We start from the raw sequence: 18,973 nt of genomic DNA, 5'->3' as shown, positions 1-18,973 counted from the left end.
AGGTCGTTCTCTTGAGAGTCATTGGTGAATGACCGTGAAGATGTCACGCGACGCTCCAGTCATCGTTTACTGAGACGATTGTTTCTGAGTCCACACAATCAATGTGTTGACTCAGAAAATCGTCAAGTCTGGTTTATTCCCACTCAATCGTGGCGGGCGGCTTGGTGCTGACGTCGTAGGTGACCCGGTTAATGCCGCGTACTTCGTTGATGATTCGTCCAGAGACCTTCTTGAGCAGCGCGTAGGGCAACTCCGCCCAGTCTGCGGTCATGAAGTCACTGGTTTGAACGGCCCGCAAGGCAACCACGTAGTCATACGTCCGTCCATCGCCCATCACGCCCACACTCTTCACCGGGAGAAACACCACAAACGCCTGGCTTGTCAGGTCGTACCAGCTTTTGCCGGTGGCTTCGTCAATGAAGTTGCGCAACTCTTCGATAAAGATGGCGTCCGCTTCGCGGAGCAAGTCCGCGAATTCTTTTTTGACCTCACCAAGAATCCGAACACCCAAACCCGGTCCTGGGAAGGGGTGGCGATAAACCATGTGGTGGGGCAAACCCAGGGCCACGCCCAACTCACGCACCTCATCCTTGAACAACTCTCGAAGTGGCTCCAGTAATTTGAGCCCGAGCTGCTCAGGCAGTCCGCCGACGTTGTGGTGGCTCTTGATGACGACGGCCTTCTTGGACTTGGCGCCACCGGACTCGATCACGTCAGGGTAAATGGTGCCTTGGGCCAGCCACGCAACATGACGCGAGTGATCGTTCTTCAGCTTGCTTGCTTCGCTTTTGAACACTTCAACAAACTCGCGACCAATGATCTTTCGCTTGGCTTCCGGCTCACTAACGTCTTTGAGTTCACCCAAAAATTGATCGGCCGCATCGACGCGAACGACCTTGGCGTGCAATTTGTTGACGAACATCTCCATGACCATGTCGCCTTCATTCAGACGCAATAGGCCATGGTCCACAAAAACACAAGTTAACTGGTCACCAATGGCGCGGTGGATCAAAGCGGCGGCCACGGACGAGTCAACACCACCGGACAGACCCAGAATGACTTCTTCAGTGCCGACTTGTTCACGAATTTTTTGAACCGCTTCGCTGATGTAGTCGCCCATGATCCAGTCGGCACGAGCTTCGCAGATCTCTAGTACAAACCGCTCCAGCAAGGCCGCGCCACGCTTGGTGTGAGTGACCTCGGGGTGGAATTGCACGCCGTAGAAGCGACGCTCTTCATCGGCCATGCCGGCGATGGGGCAGCTTTCTGTGCTGGCCATTAGTTTGAAACCCGGCGGCAGATCGGTGACTTTGTCGCCGTGGCTCATCCATACCTGCAACATGCCATGTCCGTCAGCATTGGCGTAGTCCTGAATACCCTCAAGCAGGCGGGTGTGGCCATGAGCTCGTACATCGGCATGGCCAAATTCGCGCTTGTGACCACTTTGCACCATGCCACCCAATTGGTGCGCCATGGTTTGCATCCCATAGCAGATACCTAAAACGGGAACGCCCAATTCAAAGATCGCCTGGGGTGCTTTGTCCGTCGTATCTTCGTAAACGCTGGCGTGGCTACCGGAAAGGATGACGCCCTTTAAGTTGCCGTCGCGCGCATATTCGCGCACCCAGTCGCTGGTGACGTCACAGGGGTGAACTTCACAAAAAACATGGGCTTCGCGAATTCGACGAGCAATCAGCTGAGTGACTTGAGAACCAAAGTCCAGAATAAGAATTTTTTGATGCATGAATCTGTATCCGCTTATTCCGCGCGGTAGTTGGGCGCTTCTTTGGTGATTTGGACGTCATGGACGTGGCTTTCGCGAATGCCTGCAGTGGTAATTTCCACAAACTCAGCCTTTTCCTGCATCTCATCAATCGTGGCGCAGCCGCAATAACCCATGCTGGCGCGCAGACCACCGGCCATTTGGAAGATGATGGCGACCATGGAGCCTTTGTAGGGAACGCGACCCTCAATGCCTTCTGGCACCAACTTGTCCGCGTTGGGATTGCCCGTGCTGGATTCCTGGAAGTAGCGGTCGGCGCTGCCCTGCTGCATGGCGCCAATACTGCCCATGCCGCGGTAGCTCTTGTAGCTTCGGCCCTGGAACAGGATCACTTCACCGGGCGCCTCTTCGGTACCGGCGAACATGCCACCCATCATGACGGTGCTTGCGCCAGCCGCGATGGCCTTTGAGATGTCACCGCTAAACCGGATGCCACCGTCTGCAATCAGGGGAACTCCCGTGCCTTTAAGCGCGGTAGCGACGCTATCAATCGCCATGATTTGAGGCACACCAACCCCCGCAACAATACGCGTCGTGCAAATTGAGCCTGGGCCTATGCCGACCTTCACCGCGTCCGCGCCAGCTTCTACCAACGCCAATGCCGCAGCGCCGGTTGCAATATTGCCGCCGACCACGTCAATGTGCGGGTAATTTTTCTTGACCCAGCGAACCCGCTCGATCACACCTTTGCTGTGACCATGGGCTGTGTCCACCACGATGGCGTCAACACCGGCGCGGGCCAAGGCTTCAACGCGTTCCTCTGTCCCCTCACCCACGCCAACGGCCGCGCCCACGCGCAATTTGCCGTGTGTATCGCGAGCAGCATTGGGAAAGCTGGTTTGCTTGGTGATGTCTTTGACGGTGATCAGGCCTTTCAGCTCAAACGCATCGTTGACGACCAGAAGACGCTCAATCTTGAATTGGTTCAACAAGACCTTGGCCTGAGCCAGCGTCGTGCCGTCAGCCACCGTGACCAGCTTGTCACGCTGCGTCATGATGTGGCGAACGGGCAAGTCGTAGCGGGTTTCAAAGCGCAAGTCACGCCCGGTCACAATGCCAACGACCTTGCCACCTTCGCAGACGGGGAAGCCAGAAACTCCCAATTGCTCTGACAAAGACATGACTTGGCGCACGGTGTGCTCCGGCGTGATCACGACGGGGTCACGCAAAACGCCAGATTCGTAACGCTTGACTTTGGCAACCTGGGCCGCCTGTTCTTGAGCGGTCAGGTTTTTGTGAACAATGCCAATGCCGCCTTCTTGTGCAATCGCAATCGCCAAACGAGCTTCGGTGACCGTGTCCATGGCGGCCGATACCAAAGGCAAGTTCAGTGCAATATTGCGGGAAAAACGGGTAGCGAGGGAGGCGTCCTTGGGGAGGACTTGGGAGAACGCTGGCACCAACAAGACGTCGTCGAAGGTGAGCGCTTTGCCGATCAGGCGCATGTCGAAGCTCCAAATCGCGAATTGTACCTTCGTGGCGCCCTGCTACTTTTCACTAAAGCCGCGTCAGACGCTTCGTCTGACGACATTAATCGCCGCAATTTTCGCTTTGAAGTTGACCTGACGGGGCATTAAACTCAGCTCATGAATGTATATCGGCTTATTACCCTTGGGCTAACTTGTCTTGTCGCCACCTCTGCGTTGGCGCAATGGCAATGGACCGACAAAGACGGTCGCAAAATTTTCAGCGATCGACCGCCCCCCTCGGATATTCTGGACAAAGACATCGTAAGGCGGCCACATGGACGGTCGGTGCAGCAACCTGCTGCCCCAGCGGAGTCCGTCCAGGTTCTTCCTGCCAAACAGAGCGCCAACACACCGCAGTTGAGTGGTGTTGACAAAGACCTGCTAGAGAAAAAGAAGCAAGCAGAGGATGCTGAGGCCGCCAAGAAGAAGGCAGAGGAAGAGAAGGCGTTGAAGGCACGTGGTGAAAATTGTGCCCGTGCCAAACAGGCCATGGCAACGTTTGACTCTGGTGTGCGGGTGGCCCGCCAAAACGCCAAGGGTGAGCGGGAAGTGATGGACGACGCTGCCCGTGCGAACGAGACCAAGCGCATTCAAACCATCATCGACACAGACTGCCGCTAGGCACTTCCATGGGTTGCTGGGATCAGTAGCCAGCCTTTGCCCCTAGGCGTTTTTTGGCGAAAAGTCCGGCTGCTTTGGCGCCCTGCTTGGTAAAGCGCTCGCGTCGCGCCACCTTGGGGTCAACGGTGAGTGGTCTATAAACTTCAATCCGGTCTTTGTCTCTCAGAATCTGAGTCAAATTTGACAGACGCCCCCAAATTCCGATCTGTGTCTCGTCGTTTAGCAAGTCTGGGTATTCCACCACCAACACCGACCTCATCAGCGCTTGATGGACAGTCGTTCCGTCGGGCACGCCCATTATTTGCTCTCGCACAACCCGTGGCGTGGGCGAGTAGACCAATGTAATTTGAATCAGTTCACTCGCCATAAACTTGGGTCGCTCGTTTGACGAAGGCATCGACGAGGCTGCTCGCGATTTTGTCGAACACGGGGCCAACCAGTTTTCCCAGTGTGGCGTTTTTGAATCCGTAGTTCAGTGTCAGCTCAACCCGGCAGGCCCGCTGACTGCCGTCGCCTAGTGGAACAAAGTTCCACTCGCCGTCCAAGCGTGAGAAGGGGCCGTCCACGAGCTTCATGGCGACTTGCCGATCTAGGGTGTGTTCGTTTCGAGTCGTGAAGGTTTGGCGCACTCCACTGAAGGAGATGCCTACTTCGGCCGTCATGCCGGCTTCATCTTCAGAGATCACCTTGGCATGGTCGCACCAAGGTAAAAATTGAGGGTATTGGCCAACCTCAGTGACAAGAATATACATTTCTTGCGGGCTGTACCAGATAAGAACGGACTTGCTAACGGTTTTCATAGAATAGGGGTCTGCGCGGGATTGTAGACAAGCCTTGAACGCACGACAGACAACCCCAACTTCACGCCATGGCCAAAAAACCTGACACCGCTGCCCGAATTGCTGACAATAAAAAGGCCGCTTACAACTATTTCTTTGAAGATCGTCTTGAAGCGGGCCTTGTCCTGGAAGGTTGGGAGGTCAAGTCGCTTCGCGCCGGCAAGGTGCAGTTGACGGACGGCTATGTGGTTATTCGTCAGGGCGAGTTGTTCTTGATTGGGCTTCAAATTCACCCTTTGAATACAGCCTCTACTCACATCAGTCCCGACAAGGTTCGCACCAAAAAGCTGTTGCTGCACAAGGAGGAAATCAAGCGGCTGATTGGCAAGGTGGAGCAAAAGGGCTACACCCTGGTGCCGATCAACCTGCATTGGAAGGCAGGCAAGATCAAATGTGAAATTGCGCTGGCCAAAGGCAAGGCCGAGCACGACAAACGCGACACGATCAAAGACCGCGAGGGCAAGCGAGAGGTCGAGCGGGCCATGAAGAGTCGACAGCGTTAAAAAATATTTGGCCCGCGTGGGAATAAACCGGGCGCTCTTGGTGTTTGTGTCTGTGCAACGATTGGTTTGCATTCAATTTCCAGGACACACTCATGGAGGGTGTCCCGAATTTTGTGTAAACGGCGGTTAAGTTAGACGCGCTGCATGCGCTCGTCAAGCTGAATGGTAAAGCGGTTCAGAGCAGCCTTCCAATCCCGAATCGGCATCGTCCATTTCTGGCTGATGTTGTTCAGTGCCAGATAGAACAGCTTGAACACTGCGTCCTCAGATGGGAACGAGCCGCGGGTCTTGGTTATTTTGCGCAGGCTCATGTTCACGGACTCAATGGCGTTGGTCGTGTAAATCACTTTTCGGATGTCTGGCGGGTATTCAAAGAACGGTATCAAGTGTGTCCAGTTGCGCCGCCAGGAGCGCCCAATCGGAGCGAAGGAATCGTCCCATTTGACCTCGAATGCCGTGAGTTGTCGCTCAGCTTCGGATTCAGTGGGCGCAGCGTAAATCAGCCGCAAATCCGCGGCGACTTCCTTGCGCTGTTTCCACCCCACGAAGTTCAGGCTGTGACGCACCATGTGAACAATGCAAAGCTGCACCGTCGCCTTGGGGAAGACTGCCTCAATGGCGTCAGGGAAACCTTTGAGCCCATCTACGCAGGCGATAAAGATGTCAGCCACGCCCCGATTCTTCAGTTCAGTCACCACCTGCAGCCAGAACTTGGCCCCTTCGGTTTGGGCCATCCACAGGCCCAGTACCTCTTTGAGGCCGTCCAGGTTGACGCCAATGGCCAAGTACAGGGCCTTGACCCGCACAGTACCGTTGTCGCGCACCTTGACGTGAATGCAGTCCATGTAGACGATGGGGTACAGCGCCTCCAAGGGGCGCGACTGCCAGGCTTTGACCTCGTCCATGACGGCGTCGGTCACGGATGAAATCAGGGTAGGAGACACTTCGGCGCCGTACATCTCCTGCAGATGGCCTTGAATCTCGCGTACCGTCATGCCTCGGGCATACAGCGACAGTATCTTGTCGTCAAAGCCGCTCCAGCGGGTCTGGTGTTTGCCAATCAGTTGGGGCTCGAAGGTGCCGGCGCGGTCACGGGGGATTTCTATGGGTAGCTGGCCAAAATCGCCTTTGAGCGTTTTCTTGCTGCACCCGTTGCGGGTGTTGCCCGCTTCATTGGCAACCAACTGGTTCTTGCCGTGACCCAGGTGGCCGGTCAATTCGGCTTGCAAAGCTCGCTCGACCAAGGCTTTGGTGAGCTGCGTCAAGAGGCCATTCTGGCCAATCAGGTCTTCGGGCTTTTTGTAGTCGGCCAACAGGGCGTCAATCAGCTCGGCGGGTAAGGGTTTCATCTCTACGGTCATCTCGGCTCCATGCAAGACAGCAGTTTCCTGCCAAATAACCGTTTACACAAAACTTCTTACACCCTCCACTCATGAAACTCAAGTCCCGTTCCTTCATCGCCGTCGCATTCACATTGGCCCTGCTGGGCGGCTGTGCTGCCATGGCTGCATCGCCGGCAACTGTTGCCGGTGGGGGTGCTGGTTGGTCCCAATGGCATGACGCTGTATACCTTTGACAAAGATGCGGAGGGTAGCGGAAAGTCTGTTTGTAACGGCCCCTGTGCCACCAATTGGCCACCGCTGATGGTCAGCGCCACCGACCAGGCCAGTGGCGACTTCACGGTCATCACCCGCGACGACGGTTCCAAGCAATGGGCCGTCAAAGGCAAACCGGTTTACTACTGGGTTAAAGACAGCAAACCTGGCGATAAAACGGGTGATGTTGTCAACAAGGTGTGGCAAACCGCCAAGCCTTGATCTTCATTCGACGATGAACTTCAAACCGTCACGATTTGAGACATCTTGGGCATGAACCGTCAGCTCATCGTCGATCAGATTCCCAGCTTGCGTCGATATGCCAGAGCCCTGACTGGCAATTCCTGGGCCGCTGATGACTTGGTCCAGGACACCTTGGAAAGGGCATGCCGCAAATGGAGTCTATGGATTGTGGGCTCTGACCTGAGGGCATAGCTGTTCACGGTTATGCACAATGTCTATGCCTATCAGGTTCGCAAAGCCACTCCACGGAACCAGGCGCCCATGTTTGACGTCGATGATGTGGCGCCTGAGTTGGCGGCACCCTCCTCTGTCGGCGCAACACTGGACCTGCAACGGTGCTTGGCCCGGTTGCCCGAGGACCAGCGTGCGGTATTGCTGCTAGTGGGTGTTGAGGAAATGAGTTACGCCGAAGTGGCCAAGATACTGGCCATTCAGCTGGGGACGGTGATGTCACGGCTGTCTCGCGCGCGCCACCGTTTGCAGGAGATGATGGATGCACCTGCCACCAGTTCTTCCCATTCAGAGGCCGACGCCCAAAAAAGAAAACGACACCGATGCTGCAACGTCTGAAATAAGTCAATGAATTCACCATGAACAGAAAGACCTACCAACCGCTAACTGATGAAGAAATCCATGCACTGGTGGACGGACAGGTGCCCTCCCGTGAACGGGTGGCATTTGAGGTTCGCCTGTAGCATGATCCGGCGGCCCAAGCTACTTTGCTGAAGTGGCAACAACAACGGCTTGCATTGAAGCAGCTTTATCAGGGCATCGTGGATGAACCCATCCCAAGCACCCTCATCAACACGGTCATTCCGAGTGCCGCACCGCACAGTTCTGCTGCTTGGGGCCGCTGGGGGGGGCATGGCGGCCAGCGTTTGTCTGGCTTTTACGGTGGGTTGGGTGTCCCACTCGGCCTGGTTGAGCGAGGCCGGGAGAAATACACAGCCTCAGAGACTGGCAACAGTGTCTTCGAACCTGGCATTTGCCCGCCAGGCTGCTGTAGCCCACGCTGTATACAGCCCGGAGGTGCGACATCCTGTGGAAGTGGCTGCGGCTGAGCAGGAACACTTGGTCAAGTGGCTGTCCAAGCGCTTGAACAAGCCGCTCAAGGTTCCGCAGTTGACAGCGCTCGGGTTTGAATTGGTGGGCGGCCGTCTGCTGCCTGGAGAGTCAGGTGCTCGTGCCCAATTCATGTTTCAAAACGTTGACGGTCTACGCCTCACGCTGTATCTGGGCGCTGTCGATGCGGCCGCAGGTAGCGTAGATACGCAGGTGACCGCCTTCAAGTATCTGGACGACGGCGCTTCCCCGAGCTTCTACTGGGTGGACCAAGGGTTTGGCTACGCCTTGGCGGGCACTCTGCCCCGCGCCGAATTGCTGAAGGTCGCTGAGACGGTCTATCGGCAGCTTGAGGGCGCTGAGCCGACTTTGAACCGTTAGTTTAGGTCTCTCAATGGGTGCGCCTGTGCCGGCCAGGGGCTTGCAAAGAAGGGGTCAACCATTGCCGGAGTGACTTCTTCGATGCGCTGGGGATTCCATTGCGGGGCGTGGTCTTTGTCCACCGCCAAGGCGCGAATTCCCTCGACGGTCTCACTTTGCAAGGGACTGCGACTCAGGTGGGTGGGATGAAAACAATGGCGCACCATGTCGCGCTCCATGCGCAGGTCATCGGCCAGGTTGAGTTCACGGGCTTTTCGGACCTGGGCCAAGGAGACATGCAGCATGAGGGGCGACCGCTTGCGCAGCGTGGCAGCCGTGTGCTGCGCCCAGTCGCTGGCATCAGCCTCAAGGGCTTGAATCATGGCTGTGACGTCTGGCAGTGAGAAAATAAGGTCAATTTTTGCATCAACTGGCGCAGAATGAGCGGGGGAAGCTATTGAATGCATAGCAACCCATTCACTCAAACTGTTCGACTGGCCCCAATCCAGTTGGGTGAGCGTCTCCCACGCTGTTGGCAGTTTTTCCGCATCAAAACACTGATCGGCCAGGCCAAAAGTCAATGCGCCGCCTGCGCCCAGCAATTCTCCGGTCAGGGCGAGGTACTCGCCGCTGTGTCCTGGACAGCGGCTCAGAAAGTAGCCACCCCCGACATCAGGAAAGAGACCAATATGAGTCTCTGGCATCGCCATTTTTGTGGTTTTCGTCACGATACGAACCTTCGCTCCTTGGCTGATACCCATGCCGCCGCCCATCACAATGCCATCCATGAAAGCAATATAGGGTTTAGGGAAGTTGTGAATCAGGTGGTTGAGGGCGTACTCTTCAGTAAAAAAGTCATCCAGCTCCGCATTGCCAGCCAAAGCTGCTTTGTGAAAGAAACGTATGTCCCCGCCAGCGCAGAATCCGCCAAAGACGCCATTTTTGTTGCTTCCACGAATGGCGACGGCTTTCACCGTCGCGTCGTCGCGCCATGCCAGCAGGCAGGCTGTCAATGAGCGAATCATGCCCAATGACAAGGCATTCAAGGCCTTGGGCCGATTCAATGTGATTAGGCCCACTTGGCCCCGCACCTCGGTCAACACGTCTTTGTTGTTCATATCTGTGGGGTTCTCCGTTGCTTGCGTCATCGTCTTTGTCTCCATCCAATTAATTCATTTACGACGAGGGCGCCAATTACCAATGTGCCCCCAGCCAATACATTCGGGCCAGGCACCTCATTGGCGCCCAACCAGGCCAGCAAAATACCAAAAACCACCTCCAGCAAGCCCAGTAGCGACACTTCTGGCGCTTTGAGCACACGGGCGCAGATCACCGCCAAGGTGCAGGGAATGGCCAATTGAAACAGGCCCAAGCCCGCCAGCAGCGTCAAGTCAAACGCCGATGCCTGAAACGGCAGCGCCAGAGGCAGCATGATCAGCGCCGACAGAAACGCACCGATCAATACCGCCGGCAATAAGTCCACATCCTTTCCTTTGGCGTGGGCGTGTTGCATGACGGTCCAATTGGCCGCCGCAGAGATGGGAACCGCCAGGGCCACCATCGTGCCGGTCAGACTGGCGCCTTTGGTTAACTGGCTGCCGTAAATATAGCCAATGCCACATCCCGCCACCACGATGGCGACCCAGGTCCGCTCAGGAATCCGGTGCCCGATGAAAATGCGGGCGGCTAGCGCGGTCAACAGTGGCCCGAGCGACATGGTGATGAGTACATTGGCGACGCTGATCATGGTGATGCCCAGCATGAAAAAGGTAAACATGCCGCACCAGCACACCCCAGAAATCCACAACGCCGCTTCGGCACGACCAATGCGCCGAAACACCTCTCGCCCTTGAAACCAGGGCAAGATCACCAACAAGGACAGCACGGTGAAGAAGCTGCGCCAAAAGGTGACTTCAAATCGCTGTGCGTGTTCCAGATGGCGCGTAACCACGCCAGCAATAGACCACATCAGGGTCACTGCCACCATCACTAGAACCGCCCGGTTGTGGCTCAGTTTCATGAAAAATCCAAAAAAAAGCGGGCTGCAAAGCCCGCTTTGTGTCCGATGCAAGTCGGAACTTTAGTCTGCTTGACTAAGAATTAACGGCCAGCGCGCTTGCGTTCGCTTTCGGTCAGGTAACGCTTACGCAGGCGAATCGACTTGGGTGTGATCTCAACCAGCTCGTCGTCCTCGATGAATTCCACGCCGTACTCCAATGTGCAGTCAATCGGCGGTGTGATCTTGATCGCATCTTCCTTGCCGCTGACGCGGAAGTTGGTCAACTGCTTGGTACGGGTGGCGTTCACCACCAGATCGTTGTCACGACTGTGGATACCCACAATCATGCCTTCGTACACGGGGTCGTTCGGCTTTACGAACATACGGCCGCGGTCGTCCAACTTGCCCAAGGCGTAAGTAAAGATCTCGCCCGCATCCATGGAAATCAACACACCGTTTTTACGGCCGCCGATTTCACCTTTATGGGCTTCGTAGCTGTCAAAAATGTTGGAAATCAAACCGCTACCGCGGGTCAAGTTCAGAAATTCATTGGTGAAACCGATCAAACCACGCGCGGGAATACGGTATTCAAGTCGCACACGACCACGGCCGTCGGACTCCATGTTGACCAAATCCCCTTTGCGCTCACCCAGGGCTTGCATCACGCCACCTTGGTGGATCTCTTCAATATCCGCGGTCACCAGCTCGATCGGCTCGTGCTTTTCACCGTTCACGTCACGAAACACAACGCGTGGCTTGGAGACGGCCAACTCGTAACCTTCACGACGCATGTTTTCCAGCAGAATGGTCAGGTGTAGCTCGCCGCGGCCCATGACTTCGAAGATACCTTCTTCGTCTGTTTCGCTGACGCGCAAAGCCACGTTGTGTTGCAGTTCTTTTTGCAGACGGTCCCAGATCTGACGGCTGGTCACGTACTTGCCTTCGCGACCGGCCAGGGGGCTGGTGTTAACGCAGAAGTTCATGGTCAATGTAGGCTCGTCCACCTTGAGCATAGGCAGGGGCATCGGGTTGACTGGATCAGTGATCGTCACCCCGATACCGATGTCACCCAGACCGTTGATCAAAACGATTTCACCGGGGCCGGCTTCAGTCGCCTGAACACGCTCCAGGCCCTGGAAAGTCAAAACTTGGTTAATACGGCCTTTGACGGGTTTGCCGTCCGGACCTTCCATGACCACTACATCCATCATGGGCTTGATCGTGCCTTGGCTGATACGGCCAACACCTATTCGACCGACGAACGTCGAAAAGTCAAGGGCGGAAATCTGCAGCTGCAATGGCGCGGCAGGGTCACCTTTTTGGGCCGGAACGTGGGACAGCACAGTGTTGAACAGGGCAGACATGTCTGGACCCCACTGCTCACCTTGTGGGCCCTCTTCCATTGACGACCAACCATTGATACCCGAAGCGTAGACCACCGGGAAATCAAGCTGTTCGTCAGTCGCGCCGAGTTTGTCAAACAAGTCAAAAGCGGCATTGACCACGAAGTCAGGGCGTGCGCCTGGCTTATCTACTTTATTCACGACCAAAATTGGCTTCAAGCCAAGGGCCAAAGCCTTCTTGGTCACAAAGCGGGTTTGTGGCATGGGGCCTTCTTGCGCGTCGATCAACAGCACAACGCCGTCAACCATGGACAGTGCGCGCTCGACCTCGCCACCGAAGTCCGCGTGTCCGGGGGTGTCCACAATATTGATGTGGGTGCCCATCCAGGTAACAGCGCAGTTCTTGGCCAGAATCGTGATGCCACGTTCTTTTTCAATGGCGTTGTTGTCCATCACTGTGTCGACTATTTTTTCGTGTTCGGCAAAGGTGCCGGACTGGCGCAGCAACTGGTCAACCATGGTGGTTTTGCCATGGTCAACGTGCGCGATGATGGCGATATTTCGGATTTGTTTAATGCTCATGATTGCTTTCTCTTAAATCTTCTCAAACTCTGTACTCGGGGCGCTTGTCGCGACACCAGCCAATATTTGCTCTATTTCAATCGGGCTCAATAGCCGCCCCGGTATCAGTTCGCCGCCCTTGGTGTGGGCCGTTCCCAGCAGGGCGTGAGGCGATTCACCGTAAACGGCTACTTTCTCATCGTCCGACCAGCCGCCCCGGCGGCGTACACCGCTCAGGAAACGTCCTGCATTCTCACTGTCCAGCGTGACAACTGTGTGTTCGCCCAACAAGGACTCCACAGGCATCAGGCAGTTCAATCTCTCGGCCTCACTCATGGCCTCCAGCGCCTCAAGGGTCACACTTTGTGCGACCGTAAAGCCACCAGTTTCAATTCTTCGCAGCGCGCTCAGATGAGCACCACAACCCAGCGCTTCGCCCACATCTTCACCCAGTGTTCGGATGTAGGTCCCTTTGCTGCACTTAACTATCATATTGATAGCTGGTTGCGCTTGATCCGCCTGCGTTAGCGTCATATTTAACGCATGAATGGTAACTTCCCGTGCTTCACGCTCGACCACTAGGCCAGCGCGCGCATATTCATACAACGCCTTGCCATCTTTCTTTAACGCACTGTGCATGGGCGGGATCTGCCGAATTGGGCCGGTGAACTGTGGGGCAACACCTTGAAGGTCTTGCTCTGAAACATTCACCTCACGGGTTTGCAACACTTCGCCTTCCGCATCACCCGTGCTGGTTTTAATCCCGAGTCGGGCGACGGCTTCATAAGTTTTGTCTGCATCCAACTGAAGCTGACTGAACTTGGTGGCCGCACCAAAACACAAAGGTAGCACCCCTGTTGCCAGGGGGTCAAGTGTTCCGGTGTGGCCGGCCTTCTCGGCCCGCAGCAACCATTTCACCTTTTGCAAGGCGTCATTACTCGACCAACCTAAAGGTTTGTCCAACAAGAGCACCCCATGCACGGGGCGCCTGGCAACCCGTGCACGTGGCGCATTCATCGGCTTAGTCCTCTTTGGCCCGCGACGCAACCGCGCGGGCAATCAGTGCGTTCATGTCAGCGGCTTTCTCAGTCGTCTGATCAAACAAGAAATGCAGGGTCGGCACCGTGTGAATATGCAGACGCTTGAACAGGCCAGACCGCAAGAATCCCGCGGCCTGATTCAGACCTTCCGTGCATGCTTTTGGGTCGCCGTTCAGCAAGCTGAAAAAGACTTTGGCATGCGCGTAATCCGGGGTTACCTCAACGGCTTGAATCGTCACCATGCCCACTCGCGGGTCTTTCAACTCGCGAGCGATCAATTCGGTCAGATCCCGTTGGATCTGATCGGCGACTTTAAAACTCCGATTCGGAGTATTCGACTTTTTGCGCACGTCTTTTACCGTTTCATCAAAGCGTACGGGCGATTTCGCGAATCTCGAAGAACTCCAGCACGTCACCCTCTTGGATGTCGTTGTAGTTCTTGATGTTCAAACCGCACTCGAAGCTTTCCTTGACTTCCTTGGCATCGTCCTTGAATCGCTTGAGCGACTCCAGCTCACCCGTGAAGATGACCATGTTGTTGCGCAGCAAACGAAGACGAGCGGCGCGGCGAACCACACCAGCCGTGACCATACAACCGGCAATGGAGCCAATCTTGGACACCTTGAACACCTGGCGAATCTCGGCAGTACCGATGACTTCTTCCTTTTTGTCCGGTGTCAGCATGCCCGACATGGCCAGTTTCAAGTCGTCAACTGCGTCATAAATGATGTCGTAGTAGCGGATGTCCACACCGTTGTTTTCGGCCAACTTGCGCGCGCCAGAATCGGCACGGGTGTTGAAGCCAATGATCACGGCCTTGGCAGCGATTGCCAAATTCACGTCCGACTCGCTGATACCGCCGACTGCTGAGTACACCAACTGAACTTTGACCTCGTCAGTCGACAGTTTGAGCAGCGACTGTCCAAGAGCTTCTTGCGAACCTTGTACGTCGGCCTTGATGATGATCGGCAGCATTTTGACTTCACCAGCGGAGATGTCGGAGAACATGTTCTCCAGCTTCGCCGCCTGCTGTTTCGCCAACTTTGTATTGCGGAATTTGCCGGCACGGTAAGTTGCAATCTCACGGGCGCGGCGCTCGTCCAGCATCACCATGAAATCGTCACCCGCTTGCGGTACTTCGGTCAAACCTTGAATTTCAACAGGGATTGAAGGGCCGGCTGTCTTGATGGGCGAACCATTCTCGTCCAGCATGGCGCGAACACGTCCATACGTGGAGCCAGCCAACACAGTGTCACCCGCTTTCAACGTACCCGACTGAACCAGAACGGTAGCCACAGGGCCACGGCCTTTGTCCAGACGCGCTTCGATCACCAGACCTTTGGCCATGGAATCGACCGGTGCGCGCAACTCCAGCACCTCGGCTTGCAACAACACTTGCTCGAGCAAGTCATCAATGCCTTGACCGGTTTTCGCTGAGACCGATACAAAGGGTGTGTCTCCACCCAGTTCTTCGGAAACGACCTCTTCAATCAGCAGTTCATTGCGAACGCGATCCGGGTTGGCTCCCTGCTTGTCGATCTTGTTGATCGCCACGACCAGAGGAACACCAGCCGCCTTGGCGTGCTTGATCGCTTCCTTGGTTTGCGGCATGACACCGTCGTCCGCAGCAACCACCAAAATCACAATGTCAGTGGCCTTGGCACCGCGGGCACGCATGGCGGTAAACGCCTCGTGTCCCGGGGTGTCCAAGAACGACACCATGCCGCGCGGAGTTTCCACGTGGTAGGCGCCGATGTGTTGAGTGATACCACCCGCCTCGCTTGACACAACCTTCGCACGGCGAATGTAGTCCAGCAGAGAGGTTTTACCGTGGTCAACGTGACCCATCACGGTCACCACTGGCGCGCGCGGCAGGGCTTCTGCTTGGTGCAAATTGGTTTCGTCGTCAGTAAATGCCTCTGGATCGTCCAACTCAGCCACGATGGCGGTATGTCCCATCTCTTCAACCACAATCATGGCCGTGTCTTGGTCCAGTGGTTGATTGATCGTGACCATCTGGCCCAGCTTCATCAGGTGCTTGATGACTTCAGAAGCCTTGACAGCCATCTTGTGGGCCAACTCGGACACCGTGATAGTTTCGGGTACATGAACTTCAATGATGCGCACTTCAACCGGTGCCGATGGCGTCCGTTGGTGATCGTCGCGATCGTTGCTGCCACGTCGCCCACGTGGGCCTGCACGCCAGTTGTTGCCACGGCTTGGTGTCGCAGTCGCGCCGCGAGTAGGCATGCCTTTTTTCTTGGCAGGATCACCCGCCCAGCTGCTCGACAACTTGGCTGACTTGACTTCCTTGCCTGCACCACCAGGTGCTGCGCCGGCGCCAGTTGCTGGTGCACCTGGCTTGGCCACCGTGACGGGCTTGTGCAATGTACCTTTGAGCCCCGCTGCCTTGGCGGCCTCGGCACGCAATTCTTCAGGCTTCTTGACCGGGGGGGCCTTTTTGGCCGGTGAGGACATCATCTGACGAATCGCAGCGGCTTCTGCCTCTGCTTTGCGTCGACGGTCACCCAGATCTTCGGCACGGGCCGCTTCTTCGGCACGGGCGATAGACTCAGCAGCAGACTTTTCTGCAGCTGCCACTTTGGCCTTCACCACGGCTTCGGCCTTGGCGGCGATCGCTTCAGTCACCGAGGCTTCGTCTGAAACACCTGCGACATCAGATCCAGACTCTGCGGCCTGAGTTGTCACGGCAGCAGGTTTGGCTTTCTCAGTCAGTTTTTTAGTTGCTTCTTCAGCGGCTTCAGCTTCGGCTGCCTTTTTGGCGGCCTCTTCTGCAGCCTGAGCATTCTTTGCCTCTTGCTCCTCGCGTTGGCGACGGCGCTCAGCCAGTTCTTCCTCTTGGCGGCGGATCAGCTCAGCCTGACGGCTGGCTTCCACTTCGCGGCGGGCGAGCTCGGCGGTCTCAAGAGCCAATGCGGCATCGGATTCTTGCGTTGACTCGGAGGTATCCACAGGCAGGTCGGCGCCATCTTCACGGCGAACAAAGGTACGCTTTTTACGCACTTCCACTTGGATCGTGCGCGCTTTCCCGGAGGAGTCAGCTTGCTTGATCTCAGTGGTGGATTTTTTAACAAGCGTGATCTTCTTGCGCTCACCAGCGGCATTGCCATGGCTGGCTTGAAGATAGCTCAACAAATTCTGCTTGTCAGCGTCGGTCAGTGTGTCAGTCGCTATGGACTTGGCCACACCGGCGGCCTTCAACTGCTCAAGCAGAGTTTCGTTTGATTTCTTGAGTTCGGTTGCAAACTCTGCGACGGTCGTACTGGACATATTTTTTGTAGCCTTTCATAACCGTTACTCTTGAGAGGCAGCGTCATTGGTAAACCAATGTTCGCGTGCCTTCATGATCAGGGTCGTGGCCTCGTCCGCAGACTGGCCGGTAATTTCAGTGAGTTCGTCAACGGCCAGGTCAGCCAGGTCATCACGGGTGTGAATGCCTGCGTCGGCCAGTTTTCCGATCAATTCGTGAGAAATGCCTTCCAGGTCGCGCAGGTCAAGCGCAACACTTTCGACGTTCTCTTCGTGGGCGATTTCCATCGTCAACAGGGCGTCCTTGGCGCGGGTCCGCAACTCATTGGCGGTGTCCTCGTCAAAGCTCTCAATCTCAAGCATTTCCTCGAGTGGCACATAGGCCACTTGCTCCAGACTGGTAAAGCCCTCTGCAATCAGCAAATCGGCGATTTCCTCGTCCACGTCAAGCTTTTCCATGAAAAGCTTGCGGCCGGAATCGGTTTCGTCTGCCTGCTTCTGTGCGGATTCGGCGGCGTCCAGAATGTTGATCTTCCAGCCCGTCAACTCGGAAGCCAGGCGCACGTTTTGTCCGCCGCGACCAATCGCGATAGCCAAGTTTTCCTCGTCTACCACCACATCCATGGCGTGACGCTCTTCGTCAACCACGATGGATGACACATTGGCGGGTGCCAAAGCACCAATCACGAACTGGGCTGGGTCTTCGCTCCACAGCACAATGTCAACGCGCTCGCCAGCCAACTCGTTGGTCACGCCATTGACTCGGGTACCACGCACGCCCACACAGGTGCCGATGGGGTCGACCCGCTTGTCATGTGATAGCACAGCGATCTTTGCGCGTGAGCCAGAGTCACGGGCGCAGGATTTGATCTCCAGCAAACCTTGCTCGATCTCGGGCACTTCCTGGCGGAAAAGCTCGATCATGAATTCTGGTGACGAACGAGACAACACGATGGGTGCGCCACGCAGTGTCAAGTCCACTTCCATGATCATCGCGCGAACCCGGTCGCCGATGCGCAGGTTTTCCTTTGCGATCATTTCATTGCGACGCAGGCGTCCTTCAACGCGACCACTTTCAACAATGATGTCGCCCTTGTCCATGCGCTTGACGGTGCCGACGAAAATCTTGTCACCACGTGACATGAAGTCGTTGAGCAACATTTCGCGTTCCGCATCACGGATTTTCTGCAAAATAACCTGCTTGGCCGCCATGGCGCCGATGCGGCCAATGGGCATGGACTCGATGGTCTCTTCGATGTATTCATCGACTTCAATATCAGGGATCTGTTCTTTGGCTTCGAACAACAGGATTTCCTGATCGGGCAGCTGCAAACCTGCTTCATCCGGGACAACGTGCCAGCGGCGAAACGTTTCATAGTTTCCGCTGTCCCGATCCAGCGCCACGCGAATATCGACGTCGCCTTCATGGATCTTTTTGGTTGCCTGTGCCAGCGCTGCTTCGACAGCGCCAAAAACCACATCACGCTCCACATTTTTCTCGCGTGAGATAGCCTCCACCAGCATTAACATTTCGCGATTCATGCCATGACTCTCCTGTTTCAATTCAAACCAAATTTGTTTCGGGACCGCTACTGGACCCCAGGCTGTCGCTGCGGCCTTTGAAGCTCACAATCGGCGCCAAGCGAGACTCGCGCAATTCGTCGAGCGTGAAGCCAAGCGCCTGCAGCGGCGCAGGTACGCGCTTTTTGCTCACACGCTGCCCTGGCTTGACAGCCGGCTCATCGCTCCAGACGACTTGCCAACTTGTGGTGCCGTCGTCCCCTTGCACACGCTCAAGCGTGCCCCGAAATTTTTTCCGATTGGCGCTGACCTGACCGGCAGCCGCCACACCCATGGGCGACTTCAAGGTAATGTCAATCACATGACCCACAAAGCGCTCAAAATCCTGCTTATGCCGCAGTGGGCGATCAATGCCCGGCGAGGAAACCTCAAGCCGCGAATATTCGATCGCATCCACTTCCAGTGCGAACTGAAGCTGGCGATTTACCTTTTCACAATCTTCAACCGTGATAAATTGCTCGGTCAGATCAGATTCAGTGGGTGGCGACCACGGCAAGTCAATTGTGATGCGCAGCAGACCACCAGCGGAACGTTCTATTTCCACCAGGTCATAGCCTAGACCGGCCACAATTTGTTCAACAATTTCCTTGAGCGCCACGTGTATCCACTTGAAGTGCAAAAACAATCGACCAAAAAAAACGGGCGGTAGATACCCGCCCGTTTGGTCGCGAGCTTGGATTGTACTCGAAAAAGGTAGAAAAGGC

Annotated in this window: 16 protein-coding genes and 2 pseudogenes; 5 read left to right on the top strand and 13 right to left on the bottom strand. The window is 55.8% G+C overall.

The features are described 5' to 3' along the window. Nucleotides 1-133: 133 nt before the first annotated feature. Together guaA and guaB are read right to left on the bottom strand one after the other, a co-directional pair. Nucleotides 134-1,744: a glutamine-hydrolyzing GMP synthase gene (gene guaA, locus J8G15_RS04885; RefSeq protein WP_210546422.1), complete on the bottom strand. Its 1,611-nt coding sequence runs from the start codon at nt 1,742-1,744 to the stop codon at nt 134-136. 14 nt (nt 1,745-1,758) lie between these two features. After that, nucleotides 1,759-3,228: an IMP dehydrogenase gene (gene guaB, locus J8G15_RS04880; protein ID WP_210546421.1), complete on the bottom strand. Its 1,470-nt coding sequence runs from the start codon at nt 3,226-3,228 to the stop codon at nt 1,759-1,761. Nucleotides 3,229-3,369: 141 nt separating this feature from the next. Here guaB and J8G15_RS04875 point away from each other — a divergent pair, with 141 nt between their 5' ends. Further along, a complete protein-coding gene (locus tag J8G15_RS04875) occupies nt 3,370-3,873 on the top strand; it encodes a DUF4124 domain-containing protein (RefSeq protein WP_210546420.1) in 504 nt (167 codons plus the stop codon). 22 nt (nt 3,874-3,895) lie between these two features. On the opposite strand, the gene J8G15_RS04870 is transcribed toward J8G15_RS04875, so the two are convergent. Next, nucleotides 3,896-4,240 (bottom strand): RnfH family protein, encoded by a 345-nt coding sequence (locus J8G15_RS04870; RefSeq protein WP_210546419.1) that lies wholly within the window; start codon nt 4,238-4,240, stop codon nt 3,896-3,898. Beyond that, nucleotides 4,230-4,673, bottom strand: coding sequence for a type II toxin-antitoxin system RatA family toxin (locus J8G15_RS04865; protein WP_210546418.1), 444 nt, complete (start codon nt 4,671-4,673; stop codon nt 4,230-4,232). The genes J8G15_RS04870 and J8G15_RS04865 overlap by 11 nt, the downstream gene beginning before the upstream one ends. Before the next feature lie 68 nt (nt 4,674-4,741). Between J8G15_RS04865 and smpB the strand changes: the two genes are divergently transcribed. Next, complete coding sequence (gene smpB, locus J8G15_RS04860; RefSeq protein ID WP_210546417.1) at nt 4,742-5,215, top strand: SsrA-binding protein SmpB; 474 nt, start codon at nt 4,742-4,744, stop codon at nt 5,213-5,215. A 131-nt stretch (nt 5,216-5,346) separates the two neighbouring features. On the opposite strand, the gene J8G15_RS04855 is transcribed toward smpB, so the two are convergent. Beyond that, nucleotides 5,347-6,576, bottom strand: a complete 1,230-nt coding sequence (locus J8G15_RS04855) for an IS256 family transposase (protein WP_210546416.1) — start codon at nt 6,574-6,576, stop codon at nt 5,347-5,349. A gap of 140 nt (nt 6,577-6,716) precedes the next feature. Here J8G15_RS04855 and J8G15_RS04850 point away from each other — a divergent pair. The 3 genes and pseudogenes from J8G15_RS04850 (at nt 6,717) to J8G15_RS04840 (ending at nt 8,496) form a co-directional block, all read left to right on the top strand. After that, nucleotides 6,717-7,032: pseudogene (locus tag J8G15_RS04850) on the top strand (hypothetical protein). A gap of 51 nt (nt 7,033-7,083) precedes the next feature. Beyond that, a pseudogene (locus J8G15_RS04845) lies at nt 7,084-7,623 on the top strand (RNA polymerase sigma factor). Between the two features lie 294 nt (nt 7,624-7,917). Continuing rightward, a complete protein-coding gene (locus J8G15_RS04840; RefSeq protein ID WP_370627492.1) occupies nt 7,918-8,496 on the top strand; it encodes an anti-sigma factor in 579 nt (192 codons plus the stop codon). On the opposite strand, the gene J8G15_RS04835 is transcribed toward J8G15_RS04840, so the two are convergent. From J8G15_RS04835 to rimP, 8 genes are all read right to left on the bottom strand, one after another. Further along, the gene (locus J8G15_RS04835; protein WP_210546415.1) at nt 8,493-9,593 is read right to left on the bottom strand and encodes an enoyl-CoA hydratase/isomerase family protein; all 1,101 of its coding nucleotides are present in this window, start codon (nt 9,591-9,593) and stop codon (nt 8,493-8,495) included. The genes J8G15_RS04840 and J8G15_RS04835 overlap by 4 nt on opposite strands. A 26-nt stretch (nt 9,594-9,619) precedes the next feature. Next, complete coding sequence (locus J8G15_RS04830; RefSeq protein WP_210546414.1) at nt 9,620-10,495, bottom strand: DMT family transporter; 876 nt, start codon at nt 10,493-10,495, stop codon at nt 9,620-9,622. A gap of 80 nt (nt 10,496-10,575) precedes the next feature. Beyond that, complete coding sequence (typA, locus tag J8G15_RS04825) at nt 10,576-12,399, bottom strand: translational GTPase TypA (protein ID WP_210546413.1); 1,824 nt, start codon at nt 12,397-12,399, stop codon at nt 10,576-10,578. Nucleotides 12,400-12,411: 12 nt separating this feature from the next. Then, the gene (gene truB / locus J8G15_RS04820; RefSeq protein ID WP_210546412.1) at nt 12,412-13,395 is read right to left on the bottom strand and encodes a tRNA pseudouridine(55) synthase TruB; all 984 of its coding nucleotides are present in this window, start codon (nt 13,393-13,395) and stop codon (nt 12,412-12,414) included. A gap of 4 nt (nt 13,396-13,399) precedes the next feature. Continuing rightward, nucleotides 13,400-13,768, bottom strand: a complete 369-nt coding sequence (gene rbfA, locus J8G15_RS04815; RefSeq protein WP_210546411.1) for a 30S ribosome-binding factor RbfA — start codon at nt 13,766-13,768, stop codon at nt 13,400-13,402. A 16-nt stretch (nt 13,769-13,784) separates the two neighbouring features. After that, nucleotides 13,785-16,709, bottom strand: a complete 2,925-nt coding sequence (infB, locus tag J8G15_RS04810) for a translation initiation factor IF-2 (protein WP_210546410.1) — start codon at nt 16,707-16,709, stop codon at nt 13,785-13,787. Between the two features lie 24 nt (nt 16,710-16,733). After that, nucleotides 16,734-18,230, bottom strand: coding sequence for a transcription termination factor NusA (gene nusA, locus J8G15_RS04805; protein ID WP_210546409.1), 1,497 nt, complete (start codon nt 18,228-18,230; stop codon nt 16,734-16,736). A 22-nt stretch (nt 18,231-18,252) separates the two neighbouring features. Then, nucleotides 18,253-18,867, bottom strand: a complete 615-nt coding sequence (rimP, locus tag J8G15_RS04800) for a ribosome maturation factor RimP (RefSeq protein ID WP_210546408.1) — start codon at nt 18,865-18,867, stop codon at nt 18,253-18,255. Nucleotides 18,868-18,973 lie beyond the last annotated feature (106 nt).

Origin of the sequence: Rhodoferax sp. PAMC 29310, assembly GCF_017948265.1 — a bacterium.
In the GTDB taxonomy this organism is placed as follows: Bacteria; Pseudomonadota; Gammaproteobacteria; order Burkholderiales; family Burkholderiaceae_C; genus Rhodoferax.
The sequence above is the reverse complement of the archived record's forward strand: the minus strand, read 5'-3'. Positions and strand labels throughout refer to the sequence as shown.